The 13,827-nt window shown below is 58.3% G+C and carries 12 protein-coding genes and 1 pseudogene; 7 read left to right on the top strand and 6 right to left on the bottom strand.

The window, feature by feature from the left end:
* The first annotated feature begins 82 nt into the window (after positions 1–82).
* The 6 genes from KBF66_RS06630 to KBF66_RS06655 all read left to right on the top strand — a co-directional run bounded on the left by KBF66_RS06630 (position 83) and on the right by KBF66_RS06655 (position 7,653).
* A complete protein-coding gene (locus KBF66_RS06630) occupies positions 83–1,093 on the top strand; it encodes an ABC transporter substrate-binding protein (protein ID WP_296654311.1) in 1,011 nt (336 codons plus the stop codon).
* 61 nt (positions 1,094–1,154) lie between these two features.
* Positions 1,155–3,365, top strand: a complete 2,211-nt coding sequence (locus KBF66_RS06635; protein ID WP_296654313.1) for an iron ABC transporter permease — start codon at positions 1,155–1,157, stop codon at positions 3,363–3,365.
* 16 nt (positions 3,366–3,381) lie between these two features.
* Positions 3,382–4,428: an ABC transporter ATP-binding protein gene (locus KBF66_RS06640; RefSeq protein ID WP_296654316.1), complete on the top strand. Its 1,047-nt coding sequence runs from the start codon at positions 3,382–3,384 to the stop codon at positions 4,426–4,428.
* Between the two features lie 57 nt (positions 4,429–4,485).
* Complete coding sequence (tal, locus tag KBF66_RS06645) at positions 4,486–5,433, top strand: transaldolase (protein WP_296654318.1); 948 nt, start codon at positions 4,486–4,488, stop codon at positions 5,431–5,433.
* 1 nt (position 5,434) lies between these two features.
* Positions 5,435–7,003: a glucose-6-phosphate isomerase gene (gene pgi / locus KBF66_RS06650; protein WP_296654320.1), complete on the top strand. Its 1,569-nt coding sequence runs from the start codon at positions 5,435–5,437 to the stop codon at positions 7,001–7,003.
* Positions 7,004–7,029: 26 nt separating this feature from the next.
* Positions 7,030–7,653, top strand: a complete 624-nt coding sequence (locus KBF66_RS06655; RefSeq protein ID WP_296654323.1) for an HAD family phosphatase — start codon at positions 7,030–7,032, stop codon at positions 7,651–7,653.
* Here the strand turns inward: KBF66_RS06655 and KBF66_RS06660 are convergent.
* On the bottom strand, positions 7,639–8,529 hold the full coding sequence (locus tag KBF66_RS06660; protein WP_296654325.1) for an alpha/beta fold hydrolase: 891 nt from the start codon (positions 8,527–8,529) through the stop codon (positions 7,639–7,641). The genes KBF66_RS06655 and KBF66_RS06660 overlap by 15 nt on opposite strands.
* 38 nt (positions 8,530–8,567) lie before the next feature.
* Between KBF66_RS06660 and KBF66_RS06665 the strand changes: the two genes are divergently transcribed.
* The gene (locus tag KBF66_RS06665) at positions 8,568–9,068 is read left to right on the top strand and encodes a hypothetical protein (RefSeq protein WP_296654326.1); all 501 of its coding nucleotides are present in this window, start codon (positions 8,568–8,570) and stop codon (positions 9,066–9,068) included.
* Positions 9,069–9,122: 54 nt separating this feature from the next.
* Here the strand turns inward: KBF66_RS06665 and KBF66_RS06670 are convergent, their stop codons facing one another.
* From KBF66_RS06670 to KBF66_RS06690, 5 genes and pseudogenes are all read right to left on the bottom strand, one after another.
* Complete coding sequence (locus KBF66_RS06670) at positions 9,123–10,406, bottom strand: TRAP transporter large permease (RefSeq protein ID WP_296654329.1); 1,284 nt, start codon at positions 10,404–10,406, stop codon at positions 9,123–9,125.
* Entirely contained in the window at positions 10,406–10,930 is a 525-nt protein-coding gene (locus KBF66_RS06675; RefSeq protein WP_296654331.1) for a TRAP transporter small permease, read from the bottom strand. The genes KBF66_RS06670 and KBF66_RS06675 overlap by 1 nt, the downstream gene beginning before the upstream one ends.
* Before the next feature lie 64 nt (positions 10,931–10,994).
* Positions 10,995–11,978, bottom strand: a complete 984-nt coding sequence (locus KBF66_RS06680; RefSeq protein WP_296654333.1) for a TRAP transporter substrate-binding protein — start codon at positions 11,976–11,978, stop codon at positions 10,995–10,997.
* A gap of 108 nt (positions 11,979–12,086) precedes the next feature.
* Positions 12,087–13,166 carry a mannonate dehydratase gene (gene uxuA / locus KBF66_RS06685; protein WP_296654335.1) on the bottom strand — a complete coding sequence of 360 codons (1,080 nt, stop codon included), beginning with the start codon at positions 13,164–13,166 and terminating at the stop codon, positions 12,087–12,089.
* Positions 13,167–13,234: 68 nt separating this feature from the next.
* Positions 13,235–13,827 (bottom strand): annotated as a pseudogene (locus KBF66_RS06690) (mannitol dehydrogenase family protein); the annotation flags it as partial.

Raw genomic sequence — 13,827 nt, forward strand, 5'->3', positions numbered from 1 at the left:
TCGTAGCGCGATCGCGATGGTGCGTAGGCGTCGGTGCAGTTTTGCACCATGTCGGTGGTTTTTTGTATTTACAGGAGTCTCTATGAAGAAGGTGTTGGTAGTTTCGGCACTGGCTCTGGCCAGCGGCTTGGTGCAGGCACAGACGGTGAACGTGATTTGCTCGGTGCAGGCCGAGTGGTGCAACATGATTGGCACGGTCTACGCCAAGACCACCGGCACCAAGATCAATATCTCGATGAAGGGCTCGGGCGAGGCGCTGGCCCAGTTGATCGCCGAAAAAGACAATCCCAAGACCGACATCTGGTTTGGTGGCACTGGTGACCCGCACTTGCAGGCGGCCGAATCGGGTTTGTCCATGGAGTACAAGTCCGCCACCTTGCCGCAGTTACAGGGTTGGGCGCAACAGCAAGCCCAGCAGTCTGGCTATAGAACGGTCGGCATTTATTCCGGCCCTTTGGGTTTTGGTTACAACACGGAACTGTTGGCGAAGAAAAAATTGCCAGTGCCGAAAACCTGGAATGACTTGCTCAATCCGGCTCTCAAAGGCGAGATCCAGGTGGCCAATCCGGCATCCAGCGGAACCGCCTACACCATGGTGGCCACGCTGGTGCAGATGATGGGTGAAGACAAGGCGTTCGAGTACATGAAAAAGCTGCACAAGAACATCAGCCAGTACACCCGCAGCGGCACCGGTCCGATCAAGGCCGCCGCGCGCGGCGAGACCACGGTGTCGATCAGCTTTGTGCATGACGCGCCGGGTGAAAAACTCAACGGGTTCCCGGTGGAGGCAGTTACCCCCACCGACGGCACGGGTGCCGAAATCGGCTCCATGAGCATCATCAAGGGTGCGCGCAACCTGGAAGCTGCCAAGAAGTTCTACGAGTGGGCCTTGACCCCGGCAGCGCAGGAAATGGCCGCTGCGGCCAAGCAGTTCCAGGTGCCGTCCAACAAGGCGGCCAAGGTTGATCCGAATGTTCCGGATTTCAAGAAAATCAAGTTCATCAACTATGACTATGCCAAGTACGGTGCTTCGGCCGAGCGCAAGCGCCTGATCGCCAAGTGGGAAAAAGACGTCAATTCGCTCCCCCGTTAAGTTTGTCTGGCCGGCCTGAGCACGGACGGATGTCCGGGCTCAGGCATTTTGAATACCTCAAGTGAACCAAAACCCTAATTTGGCGATCCGCCTCTGGCTCATCACTGGCTTGCTGGCCTACGTTTTGCTGCCTTGGTACGCCATTCAGGACACCGCCTGGTACAGCGTGCTGCCGCAGATTTTTGGCGGTGCGGAAACGGCCAGCGGACTGGTTCAGATGCTGGCGCATGGGCGCGTCTGGCTCGGCCTGGGCTTGCTTGGGCTGCTGCTGGCTGCCGTGGGCCTGCTGGTACCACCCGGTCGGCCGCAGAGCACCTGGTTGCTGGCGGGCGGCCTGGTCGGATTTATCGGTTTGCTGGCCAGTGGGTTCATGATTGGAGCACGCGGCTGGTCGTTTGCGGTGCTGAACAGCAGCCTGGGTGAACTGGCGGTGAATCAGTATGGCATTGGCATGGGGGCGTTCATCGCCTTGCTGTCTCTGGTCATGCTGACGGCCTTTGGGGTGGCGCGCCGGGGTTATTTCAAGGGCGACTTGTTCATTGCATCGAGTGTGCTCGGCTGCTCGGTGCTGCTGTTGCTGTTTATTGCTTTTCCGGTGACCAAGGCACTTTACGGTGCTTTTTTGAATGAAGAAGGCCACTGGGCCCTGTCGGCGATTTTTGAGCGCATTGGCCATGAACGGGTCTGGGGCTTGAGCTGTCTGGCCGGTGGAGTGCGTTGCGGTGTGGCCTGGAACACCTTGTTTCTGGCGCTGCTGACCGCCACCGGCACGGTCATCATGGGCACCATGATGGCTTTGCTGGCCGAGCGCAGTGCCGGACCACGGGTGCAAACGCCGCTTCGGGTGATTGCCCTGTTGCCCATCATCACGCCGCCCTTTGTGGTCGGGTTGGGTCTGATTTTGCTGTTTGGCCGCGCCGGGGTGGTGAACCAATTTTTGGAATACGCGTTTGGTATGCCGCCCACGCGCTGGTTTTATGGCTTGTTTGGCATCTGGATTGCGCAACTGTTTGCCTTTACCCCGATCGCCTTCATGATCATGCGCGGCGTGGTGCAGGGGGTGGCCCCGAGTATGGAAGAGGCGGCGCAAACCCTGCGCGCCAGCCGCAGCAAAACCTTTTTTACCGTGACGCTGCCGCTACTCAAGCCGGGTCTGGCCAATGCCTTTCTGGTCGGATTTATCGAGAGCATTGCGGACTTTGGCAACCCGATTGTGGTGGGTGGACAATATTCGGTGCTGTCCACCGACATCTTTTTTGCCATCGTCGGGGCGCAATACGACCAGGGCAAGGCTGCCTCTTTGGCGTGGATCTTGACGATGTTTGCGCTGGCGGTGTTTGCCTTGCAGCGCGGCCTGCTGGGCAAGCAAAACTACACCACTGTGAGCGGCAAGGGCGATGCCGGCATCCCGATGGCGCTGCCCGACGGTGTGCGCCGGGTGCTCAACACCGTGGTCTACCCTTGGCTGGCGTTCACCGTGGTGGTGTATCTGTTTGCTTTTGCCGGTGGTTTTGTGCAAACCTGGGGGCGCGACTACACGCTGACTTTCGCCCACTTCAAGACGGCTTTCGGGCTGGAGTGGGGCCAGTTTGGCCTGGTGTGGGCGGGCACGGCGTGGAATTCGTTTTTCACCACGGTCAAGCTCGCCGGTCTGGCTGCCCCCATGACGGCGGCCGTGGGTTTGCTGATTGCCTACCTGCTGGCGCGCACCGAGTTTCGCGGGCAGGGCTGGTTCGAGTTTGTCGCCCTGCTGGCGTTTGCCATTCCCGGCACGGTGCTGGGGGTCAGCTACATTCTGGCCTTCAACGTGCCGCCGGTGGAACTGACGGGCACCGGGCTGATCATTGTGCTGTCGTTCATGTTCCGCAACCTGCCGGTGGGGGTGCGGGCTGGCACGGCCGCATTCAAGCAGCTTGACAGGTCGCTCGATGAGGCCTCGGTCATGTTGCGTGCCAGCACCTTCCAGACCTTGCGCCATGTGGTGTTGCCGCTCCTGAAACCGGCGCTGGTGGCAGCGCTGGTGTACAGCTTTGTGCGCGCCATGACCACGGTGAGCGCGGTGATCTTTCTGGTCACCGCTGAAAACGAACTCGCCACCTCCTACATCATCGGCCGGGTTGGCAACGGCGACTACGGCGTTGCCCTGGCCTATTGCACGGTGCTGATCATCCTGATGTCGGCGGCGATTGCGCTGATCCAGTTTCTGGTGGGAGAGCGCAAGCTGGGCCGGCGCAAAGCGGGCCTCAAACTCAACACCATCGCGGCCCATTGACAGGAACCTACTCACCATGAGCTACGGCGTTGAATTCAAGAACATCACCAAACGGTACGGCATCGACAAAAGCGCGCCATTGGTGATCAAGGGGGTGAATTTCGAGATCGAGCAGGGTTCGCTCACCACCATCCTCGGGCCGTCGGGTTGTGGCAAAACCACCGTGCTGCGGATGATTGCCGGGCTGGAAACCCCCACCGACGGGCAGATTCTGATGCAGGGCAAAGACGTGACCACGCTGGGGCCCGCCGACCGCAACGTGAGCATGATGTTTCAGAGCTACGCGCTGTTTCCGCACATGAACGTGGTGGAGAACGTGATGTACGGCCTGAAAATGTCGGGCGTTGAAAAGAGCGAAGCGTCGCGTCGTGCGGTGGAAACCCTGGGCAATGTGGGACTGGTGGGTTACGACGACCGCCTGCCCAGTGAACTCTCGGGTGGGCAGCAGCAGCGGGTGGCCTTGGCGCGGGCACTGGTGCTGGAGCCTGGCGTGCTGCTTTTCGATGAGCCGCTGAGCAATCTGGATGCGCGCCTGCGCCGCGATATGCGCGAAGAAATCCGCAGCCTGCAGCAGCGCCTGAAACTCACTGTGGCCTACGTGACCCACGACCAAAGCGAAGCACTGGCGGTGAGCGACCAGATCATCGTCATGAACGACGGCCTGATTGCCCAGCGCGGCACGCCGCAAGACATGTACGAGCGCCCAGGCAGCGAGTTTGTCGCCGGTTTCATGGGCGAGGCCATGTTGTTTCCGGGGGTGGCAGATGCGACCGGCGGCGTGCAACTCGGGCCATTGCAGATCAATTCCCGAACACCGGTGGCGGCGGGTAAGGTCAAGGTTGCCGTGCGCCCCGAGGCCTGGCATATTCACCGCGATGGCATGGGACTGCCCGCCAAGCTGCTCAAACTGGCGTATCTGGGGAGTTTTTTTGAATACACCTTTGAGACTACTTTGGGGCCGATTTTTGTCGTATCACCCGACCTCACCGATGTGCTGGCACTGGGAAGCCAGGTCGGCTTGACGCTGGCAGACCATGGCGTGTCGGTGGTGGCGGCGATTTGAGCTGACACGGTAACCGCCTGGTATTTGTCTGCATCGCCACCGCCGGATAATGGCGGCATGAACCAACTTGATGCACTCAAACAATTCACCACTGTGGTGGCGGATACCGGAGACTTTTTGCAAATGGCGGCCTTCAAGCCACAGGACGCCACCACCAATCCGTCACTGATTCTCAAGGCTGTCCAAAAGGCTGAATACCGGTCCTTGATGACGGAGACCGTGTCCCAGTTCAGGGCGCGCGCGCTGGATGAGCAGATGGATCGTCTGCTGGTGCGTTTTGGCTGCGAGATTCTGGCCATCATTCCCGGGCGGGTGTCGACGGAAGTCGATGCGCGCCTGAGTTTTGATGCCAGTGCCACCATCACCCGGGCCGAAAGGCTGATTGAACTGTACCAGGCGCAAGGCATACACATTGATCGGGTGCTGATCAAGGTGGCCGCCACCTGGGAGGGAATTCAAGCCGCTGCCGAACTGGAGCGCCGCGGTGTGCATACCAACCTGACGCTGCTGTTTTCTTTTGTGCAGGCCGTGGCTTGCGCCCAGGCCAGGGTGCAACTGATTTCTCCGTTCGTTGGACGTATTTACGACTGGTACAAAAAATCGGCAGGAAGCCAATGGGTGGAAGCGGATCATGCCGGCGTCAACGACCCCGGTGTGGCATCGGTCAGGCAAATTTTCAACTATTACAAGAAGTTTGGCATTGCCACCGAGGTGATGGGTGCCAGTTTTCGCAACATTGCACAGGTGACCGCATTGGCCGGCTGCGATCTGCTCACCATCAGCCCGGATTTGCTGGCACAACTCGCCCAAAATGACGCGCCGTTGCAGCGGGCCCTGGGTGGCGAGGCCAACCGGACGCAGGACATTGCCCATGTGACTTTTGATGAAGCGGGTTTTCGCTTTGCCCTCAATCAGGATGCCATGGCGACAGAAAAACTGGCCGAGGGCATTCGCGCCTTTTGTGCTGATGCCCAAAAGCTGGACCAACTTTTGCTAGGAGTCTGATATGCATACGACCCGCTGTGACCACACCCCTGCCTGGGGACAACTGAAACAACTCTATGCCCGGACGGGGCAGAGCTTCGATTTGCGCGCCGCATTCGCGGCAGACGCCGAGCGTTTTGCTGCCTTCAGCCAATCGGCACCGCATGTGTTTGCCGACCTGTCGAAGAACCTGATCGACGCTGCTACCGAGCAGCAACTGCTGGCGCTGGCGCAGCAAAGCGGCCTCGAGCAGCACCGCGAGGCCATGTTTGCGGGTGACAAGATCAATACCACCGAAGCGCGTCAGGTGATGCACTGGTTATTGAGAAATCCGCCTCTGGCGCAATCCCAAAAAGAGAATGAAGCTATCGTTTGTGTAGCTAATGAATTGACCGATGTGCACTGCACCCTGGATGCCATGCTCACTTATGCCGAGCAGGTGCGCCGTGATGAGAGCATCACGGACGTGGTCAATATCGGCATTGGCGGCTCTGACCTGGGGCCGCAAATGGCGGTGTTGGCACTGGAGGCGTATGCCACACCCGACAAGCGGTTTCACTTTGTCTCCAACGTGGATGGCCATGAACTGGCGGCGGTGCTGAAAAAACTCAAGGTTGAGAACACCTTGTTCCTGATTGCCAGCAAAACCTTCACCACCATAGAGACCATGACCAACGCGCACAGCGCCAAAGCCTGGTTCGAAGCGCAGGGCGGGCGTCAGATTGCGCGACACTTTGCCGCATTGACCACCAACGTGGCGGCTGCAAACGCCTTTGGCATCAGCACCACTTTTGGTTTCTGGGACTGGGTGGGTGGGCGTTATTCGGTTTGGTCGGCGATTGGTTTGCCGCTGGCCGTGGCCATTGGTGCACAGGGTTTCAAGGACTTCCTGGCCGGTGCGCATGCCATGGACGAACACTTCCGGCTTGCACCGCTGGCACAGAACCTGCCGGTGCGTCTGGGTATGCTGGATGTCTGGTACCGCAATTTTCACGGCTTCACCAGCCGTTCGGTCGCGCCCTACCACAGTGCGCTCAAGCGATACCCAGCGTATCTGCAGCAATTGGAGATGGAAAGCAACGGCAAGGGTGTCGATGCCCAGGGTGTTGCATTGCCTTTTGCCAGTTCCCCAGTGGTTTGGGGCGAGCCCGGTACCAACGGGCAGCATGCTTATTTTCAGATGCTGCACCAAGGCACCGATGTGGTGCCGGTGGAGTTTGTGGCGGTCAGAAAACCCCGACATGATTTGCCGGGGCATCAGGGTTTATTGCTGGCCAATGTGCTGGCGCAGGCGCAGGCGCTGATGCTGGGCAAGGCAGATGCCGGCGGGCACAAAAACTTCCGGGGCAACCGGCCCAGCAGCTTCTTGCTGCTCGACGAACTCAGCCCTGCCAGCCTGGGGGCCCTGATTGCTTTGCAAGAACATCGGGTGTTTGTCTCGGGCAGTCTGTGGGGCATCAACAGTTTTGACCAATGGGGCGTCGAACTGGGCAAGGTACTGGCCAAAGATGTGGAAGCGCGCCTGAAAAGCGGTGACGCCACCGGGCTGGATGGCTCCACGGCCGGCCTGCTGGCAAAACTGCGCGCCTGATTGACGGATCCATTTGCAAAACTGCCATGAATATTGTGTTTGACTTTGGTGCTGTGGTGTTCACCTGGCAACCGGCGGTGCTGATACAGCAGGTGTTTACCCAGCGGGCGGGCGATGTGGATGCCGCCAAACAGCTGGCCCATCAGGTGTTTGGCCATGCCGACTGGCACGCCTTTGATCAGGGGCTGCTGACCGACGATGAGGTGGTGCAGCGCACTGCCATGCGTCTTGATTTGCCGCTGGAGGCGGTGCATCAACTGGTATTTGGCATCGGTGAGCGGCTGATGCCCATGGAAGGAACCCTGGCACTGCTCGATCAACTGCGCATGCGCCGTGATGCCGGTACTGGCGTGACAGGTTTGTACTACCTGTCCAATATGCCGGTGCCCTATGCCCGGATGCTGGAGCAGCGATTTGCCTTTTTGCAGTGGTTTGACGGTGGCGTGTTTTCGGGGGATGTCAAACACATCAAGCCCGATCCGACCATTTATCGCTTGTTACAAGACCGATATCAACTTGTTGGGGAACAGACGGTTTTTGTGGATGATCTTAAAGGCAACGTCAGTGTGGCGCAGGCCCTCGGCTGGAATGGCATCCACTTCGAGTCGCCACAGCAGTTGCAGGCAGAGCTGGCTTTACTGGGGGTTTGACAGGTAATCGGCCTTGAATCTGGCGATAGCGGCCTGGTAGGCGGCGTGCCCGACCCGTTGCAGGTCGCTGTGTTGCGCCTCGCGGATCTGCACCCATTGTTTGGGTGCGTTGGCAGCAGCAAATAGCCGCTCCCCCAGCACCATGGGTACGGTGTGATCTTGCTCACCATGCAACATCAGCAAGGGTGCCCGAATCTGGGTAATCCTGTCGATCGAGGCAAAACGTTCATTGTTCAAACGAATCGCCAGACTGGCCCAAAAACCGGCCTCGGTCGCAATGTCGGTGAAACTGGTGAAGGCCGACTCGAGGATCAAGCCTGCAAAGTCTGCCGGATGCGACAGCCGACTGGCCAGCGCAACCGCCACACCGGTACCCATTGAATGCCCGTAAATGACGCGCCGCGCTGGACGCGACTCACGTCGTAGCAACTCGTCCCAAGCCAGTTGCGCGTCCTGGACGATGCTGGTCTCTGACGGTGTGATGGCCGTGCTTTGGCCCCAGCCCCGGTAGTCCACTGCCAGCACTGAAAAACCGGCTTGACGCAGCGCCTCGATTTTGGGCTTATTGCCGACCAGATGGCGAAACGTGCCATGCAGATACAACAGGGTTGGTGCCCGGGGATCAGAGTGGGGTAACCACCACAGCGCCACCCGCTGGGGTGGGGTTGATCCGGGAACTTCCAGAAAAAACGCCTCATCGCCATAGCGCCAGAAAGAGGTGTCCTGGCTAGGATCCAAAGCGGGAGCGGGGGTTGGGCGGTAAATGATTTGCCGCTGCTTGGCATCCAGCCAGGCGCAGCCGCTGCTCATCAACAAAAGTGTCAGTGCCAGCAGCCACGGGAAAAGCACTGCCGTTACACTGCGGCCCTTATGCATGGCCGTGACCCAGCATGACACTCATCCAGTCGACCACTATGAAGAAAATACGTGTACTGTTCATCAGCCTGATTGTGGCGCAGCTGGCCACTCCCGCTTTGGCGCAAGTGCCCGAATCCTGGGCTGACCAGGGCATTCAGCTGCGCTTTCAGGCCAGCCCGTTTACGCTGCATTTTTCGCCCAAGACCGACCACGAAAACGTGGTCATGGTGGGCATGGAGCGGGAACACAAAAACGGCAAGCTCGATGGCTTTACCCTGTTCAGCAATTCGTTTGGTCAGGAGAGTGTTTTTATTTACCCTTGGGGCGGCGTGTACCACAACATCTGGGACGTGAACAAACTGTCCTTCAAATGGACCGCTGGTTTGCTATATGGCTACAAGGCCCCGTATGAGAACAAGGTGCCACTCAATCACAATGGTTTTTCGCCAGGGGTGATTGCCGCGCTGGCGTATGAGTTCAAACCCGGCTGGTCTGCCCAGGTCGACCTGCTGGGTACGGCAGGGCTGATGTTCCAGATTAACATGCCGCTGAACTGAAAGGAGTTGAGTTGGGGCGCACCGGGCTCCTGACCCGGCACGTCAAGCGATTGTTTACTTGAGCAACAGTTCGGGTAGCCACAATGACAACGCGGGCACATAAGTGACCGCCATCAGTACGGCAAACAGCGCGAGAAAGAACGGGTAGAGTGATTTCACCACCTGCTCAATCGGCAGTTTGGCGACCGCTGCGCCGACAAAAAGTACACCACCCACTGGTGGGGTGATCAGGCCCATGGCCAGATTGAGCATCATGATCATGCCGAAGTGCACTGAATCCACACCCAGCCCGGTCACGATAGGCAGCAGGATCGGGGTCATGATCAGGATCAGCGGTGCCATGTCCATCAGCGTGCCCAAGAGCAGCAGCAGGATGTTGATCATCAATAAAATCACATACTTGTCGTTCGAGACGCTGGTAAACAAGCCGGTGATCTGCTGTGGAATCTGCATCAGGGTCATGATGTAACCAAAACTGGCGGCAAAACCAATCAGAATCATCACAATTGCCAGCGTCTTGACGGTGCGGTGCACCAGTTTGGGCAACTCGCGCCACTTGTAGTCGCGGTAAACAAACATGGTGACCGTGAAGGCCCAGATTACCGCCACTGCCGCCGACTCGGTCGCGGTGAAGACGCCACTCAGGATACCGCCCAGGATGATGAAGATGGTCATCAAGCCCCACAAGGCATCGACGACAATCTTCAGTGCTTCTTTCATCGGAATCACGCGGCCCTTGGGAAAATTGCGTTTCTTGGCGATGAACAGGCACATGATGGCCAGTGTCAGCCCGAGCAACAAGCCGGGCAACACGCCGGCCAGAAAAAGCGCCGCAATCGACACCGAGCCACCCGCGGCCAGCGAATAAATCACCGCATTGTGGCTGGGTGGAATCAGTATGGCCTGCACCGAACCGCTGATGGTGACCGCCGTCGCAAAGTCACGTGGGTAGCCTTTTTTCTCCATTTCCGGGATCAGGACCGAGCCAATCGAGGCAGTGTCGGCCATCGACGAACCCGAGATCGCGCCAAAAAAAGTCGAGGCCAGAATGTTCACAATCGACAAGCCGCCACGCACAAAGCCCACCAGCACACTGGCAAAGGCTACCAGGCGGTGCGCCATGCCACCTTCGGCCATGATGGCGCCGGCAAGTACAAAGAAAGGAATGGCCAGCAGCGAGAACTTGTTCACCCCGCCGGCAATGGCGATCATGATGGCATCGGGTGGAATATCGATGTACCAGCCACCAATCAGCGCTGACAGGCCCATGGCATAGGCCACCGGCATGCCCATCAATATGAGCAGCATGAACGAGCCCAGTAATACAAGTGCGTCCATCAGACCACCTCTTCTTTCTTTTCATGATCAAACGTCACCACAGCTCGGTTGCCTTGCGGGCCAAAAATGATGTGTTCAAGTACAAAAATCAGTGTGGTCAAACCGCCCAGCGGCACCGGCAAATAGGTTACGCCGACGGGCATCCAGGGCAATTGCCCAATGACCTGATGCATGGTCTCCAGACACAGCTTGGTACCATAGACCAGTGTGAACAAGGACACGATCAGCATCAACACGTCGATCAGACTGGCCAGCGGGCGCTGCAGCTTTTTCGGCAGACGCTCAGTCACCATGGCGACCGCAATATGTCCCTGGGCGCGGTAAGCGGCCGAGGCACCAAAAAAGGTGAACACCACCATCAGCATCACGGCCACGGGCTCGGGCCAGGGCGAGCCGGTGCCCAGCACATAGCGGGTAAAAATGCCCCAGGGAACGATCAACGACATGATCAGCACCGAGATACCTGACGTCCAGATACAGGTCAGATAAATCTGGTCGTTAAAGTGCAGAATTTTGTTTTTCATGGCAATGCCTGGCAGTGTTCGCCAGGCCCGCTGCGTCCGCATCGGGCCTGGATAGACCCAAAATTTACTTGACGTCGCCGATGCGTTTCATCAGGTCAGTGAACTTGGCACCGTATTTGGCACGCACGGGCGCGGTGGCGTCAAAAAACAGCTTTTGGTCCACCGGGACAAATTCCACACCCGCGGCCTTGAGCTTGGCTGAGTAGTCGGCCACGCTCTTGTCCCAGAGCTGACGCTGATCCATCTGCGCTTCACGGGCGATCTTTTTCACCAGGGCTTTGTCAGCATCAGCGAGTTTGTCCCAGGTGACCTTGGACATCACCAGAATCTCGGGAATGATCAGGTGGTTGGTCTGCGCGTAAAACTTGGTACCGGCGGTGTAGTGGTTGGAGGTGAACAGGCTGGGTGGGTTGTTTTCGGCGCCGTCAATCACGTTGGTTTGCAGGGCGCTGAACACCTCGCCATAACCCATCGAAATGCCGTTGCCGCCCATGGCGTTCATGGTGTCCACAAACAGCGGATTGCCCATCATGCGAACCTTCAGACCTTTGAGGTCAGCCGGGGTTTGCACCTTCTTCTTGGTGTACAGGCTGCGGGCGCCACCGTCCATCCAGGCCAGGCCGACCATGCGGGCTGCACTGTTACTGACCTTGTCCAGAAGTTCTGCACCAATGGGGCCGTCGATCACCGCACGCATGTGGGCAATGTCACGGAACACAAAGGGCATGTTGAACACATCCACTTCCGGCACGATCGGCCCGATCACGCCCAGGGAAATGCGGGCCATCTGGATGGCGCCGATCTGTACTTGCTCGACCACAGCTTTCTCTTCACCCAGCACAGCACCAGGGAACATCTTCACCGTGAGGCGACCGCTGGTGGCGGCATCAAGTTTTTTACCAAAGTTTTCGACGGCAACCACGGTCGGGTAACCCGCCGGGTGGGTGTCGGAGGATTTGAGCACTACGTTTTGAGCGCTGGCGGCAAAACTGGCCGATAGTGTGACAACAGCAACGGTGGCTGCGAGAAGGGTTCTGCGAAAGGTCATGATGATCTCCTTATTAGACCGGGTTAAGAAAACTGACAGAGACAGGAAAAAACCTCGGCTCCAAGAAGCCGAGCTACGGGAAACGTGTTGCTTCGGGTCACACTGGCCTCAGTTGTGCGGATGTGATGGTCGTTCAGCGGGTGCGGTAGGGGCATATTTGCTGACAGCTTCCCACAAACCATTCAGGTACACCGCCCCCAGCGCGCGGTCGTACAGGCCATAACCGGGCTTGCCGGTTTCGCCCCAGATCATGCGACCGTGGTCGGGGCGCACATAACCTTCAAAACCGACGTCATAGTAAGCCTTGACGATGGCCGCCATGTCGAGTGAACCGTCGCAGGAGTTGTGGGTGGACTCGTAAAAGGTGCCATCCTCTTCGACCTTGACGTTGCGCAAATGGCCAAAGTGGATGCGGCCCTGGCCACCAAACTCGCGCACCAGCGACGGGATGTTGTTGCACAGATCCGCCCCCAAAGAACCCGAACACAGGGTCAGGCCATTGGCCTTGGAGTCCACGATTTTGACCAGACGGGCGAGGTCGTCGCGATTTTTGACGATGCGTGGCAGGCCAAAGATGGGGCGCGGCGGATCGTCGGGGTGCATGGCCATCTTGATACCCGCCTCTTCGGCCACCGGGATGATGGCTTTCAGGAAGTATTCGAGGTTGGTCCACAAGGTTTCTTCGCTGACGCCCTTGTACTCGGCCAGCAGATTCTTGAGCTCTTCGGGTTTGTAGCTGGCGTCCCAGCCGGGCAGGGATATACCTTGCTCGGGATCAATTTCAGCCACCGACGCGGCATCAAAGGCCAAGGTGGTGCTGCCGTCGGGCAAGACCTTCGCCATTTCGGTGCGGGTCCAGTCAAACACGGGCATGAAGTTGTAGCAAATCACCTTGACACCCACGGCGGCACAGTTGCGGATGTTTTGCTGGAAGTTGGCGATCAACCGGTCACGCGTAGGCTTGCCCAGTTTGATGTCTTCGTGCATCGGCACGCTTTCCACCACCTCAAACTTCAGCCCGACGCCTTCAATGCGCCCACGCAGGGCTTGCAACTTGTCCAGTGGCCAGACTTCACCCACCGGCACGTCATAGATGGCCGAAACAATGCCGTACATGCCGGGAATCTGGCGGATGTATTCGAGCTTGACGGGGTCGGATTCGCCATACCAGCGGAAGGTCATTTTCATGGAGTCAATTCCTCAAGGGGGTGAAGGTGGACGTTGAGTCAGAAAGAGCGCTATTCGATTAGAGTCGATCACAAGGCGATTTGCGTCGCAGTGGCCACTTCAGGATGGCGCGCCAGATCGCAGAAGGCATTCTGCAGCTCGGCCACAAAACCACGATGGGCCATCAGATCGGTACCGAATATTTTCTGGATTGATAGCAAGTTAAGCACAATTTCATTGGGCTGGAGGCTGATTCTCGCCTGAAACAGAATGTCGTCAGACAGCGGATCGTTGAGTTTGCCACCGGGGGTGTGGGCGGTTTTCACCGCAAAGTGCATCCAGGCGGCAATCGCTGTGGCCATACTGGGTGAGGTCAGACCGGCGGCGATGCGCTCACGCAGGGTCGCCAGCAAACGCTGCGGCAACTTTTGTGAACCATCCATGGCGATCTGAGCGGTGCGGTGCTTGATGGCGGGGTTGCAAAAACGCTGCTTCAAGCTCTCCACATAAGCGGCTGCATCCACGCCCTTGGGTGCCACCAGCACCTCGCGGATCTCCACCCATAGTGGATCGAGCAAGGCGGTGATGAGCGGCAACTGCATTGCCTCGGCCACGGTTTCGCGACCCGTGAGCTGACCCAGGTAGGCCAGGGTGGAATGGGCACCATTGAGACAGCGCAATT

It is taken from the genome of Rhodoferax sp. (genome assembly GCF_018063565.1).
Classification (GTDB): domain Bacteria; phylum Pseudomonadota; class Gammaproteobacteria; order Burkholderiales; family Burkholderiaceae_C; genus Rhodoferax.

Bases quoted from the DNA above. Each gene is read 5' to 3' on its own strand.
- KBF66_RS06630 (WP_296654311.1), top strand. From the start codon at position 83: ATGAAGAAGGTGTTGGTAGTTTCGGCACTGGCTCTGGCCAGCGGCTTG.
- KBF66_RS06640 (WP_296654316.1), top strand. From the start codon at position 3,382: ATGAGCTACGGCGTTGAATTCAAGAACATCACCAAACGGTACGGCATC.
- tal (WP_296654318.1), top strand. From the start codon at position 4,486: ATGAACCAACTTGATGCACTCAAACAATTCACCACTGTGGTGGCGGAT.
- pgi (WP_296654320.1), top strand. From the start codon at position 5,435: ATGCATACGACCCGCTGTGACCACACCCCTGCCTGGGGACAACTGAAA.
- KBF66_RS06655 (WP_296654323.1), top strand. From the start codon at position 7,030: ATGAATATTGTGTTTGACTTTGGTGCTGTGGTGTTCACCTGGCAACCG.
- KBF66_RS06660 (WP_296654325.1), bottom strand. From the start codon at position 8,529: ATGCATAAGGGCCGCAGTGTAACGGCAGTGCTTTTCCCGTGGCTGCTG.
- KBF66_RS06665 (WP_296654326.1), top strand. From the start codon at position 8,568: ATGAAGAAAATACGTGTACTGTTCATCAGCCTGATTGTGGCGCAGCTG.
- KBF66_RS06670 (WP_296654329.1), bottom strand. From the start codon at position 10,406: ATGGACGCACTTGTATTACTGGGCTCGTTCATGCTGCTCATATTGATG.
- KBF66_RS06675 (WP_296654331.1), bottom strand. From the start codon at position 10,930: ATGAAAAACAAAATTCTGCACTTTAACGACCAGATTTATCTGACCTGT.
- KBF66_RS06680 (WP_296654333.1), bottom strand. From the start codon at position 11,978: ATGACCTTTCGCAGAACCCTTCTCGCAGCCACCGTTGCTGTTGTCACA.
- uxuA (WP_296654335.1), bottom strand. From the start codon at position 13,166: ATGAAAATGACCTTCCGCTGGTATGGCGAATCCGACCCCGTCAAGCTC.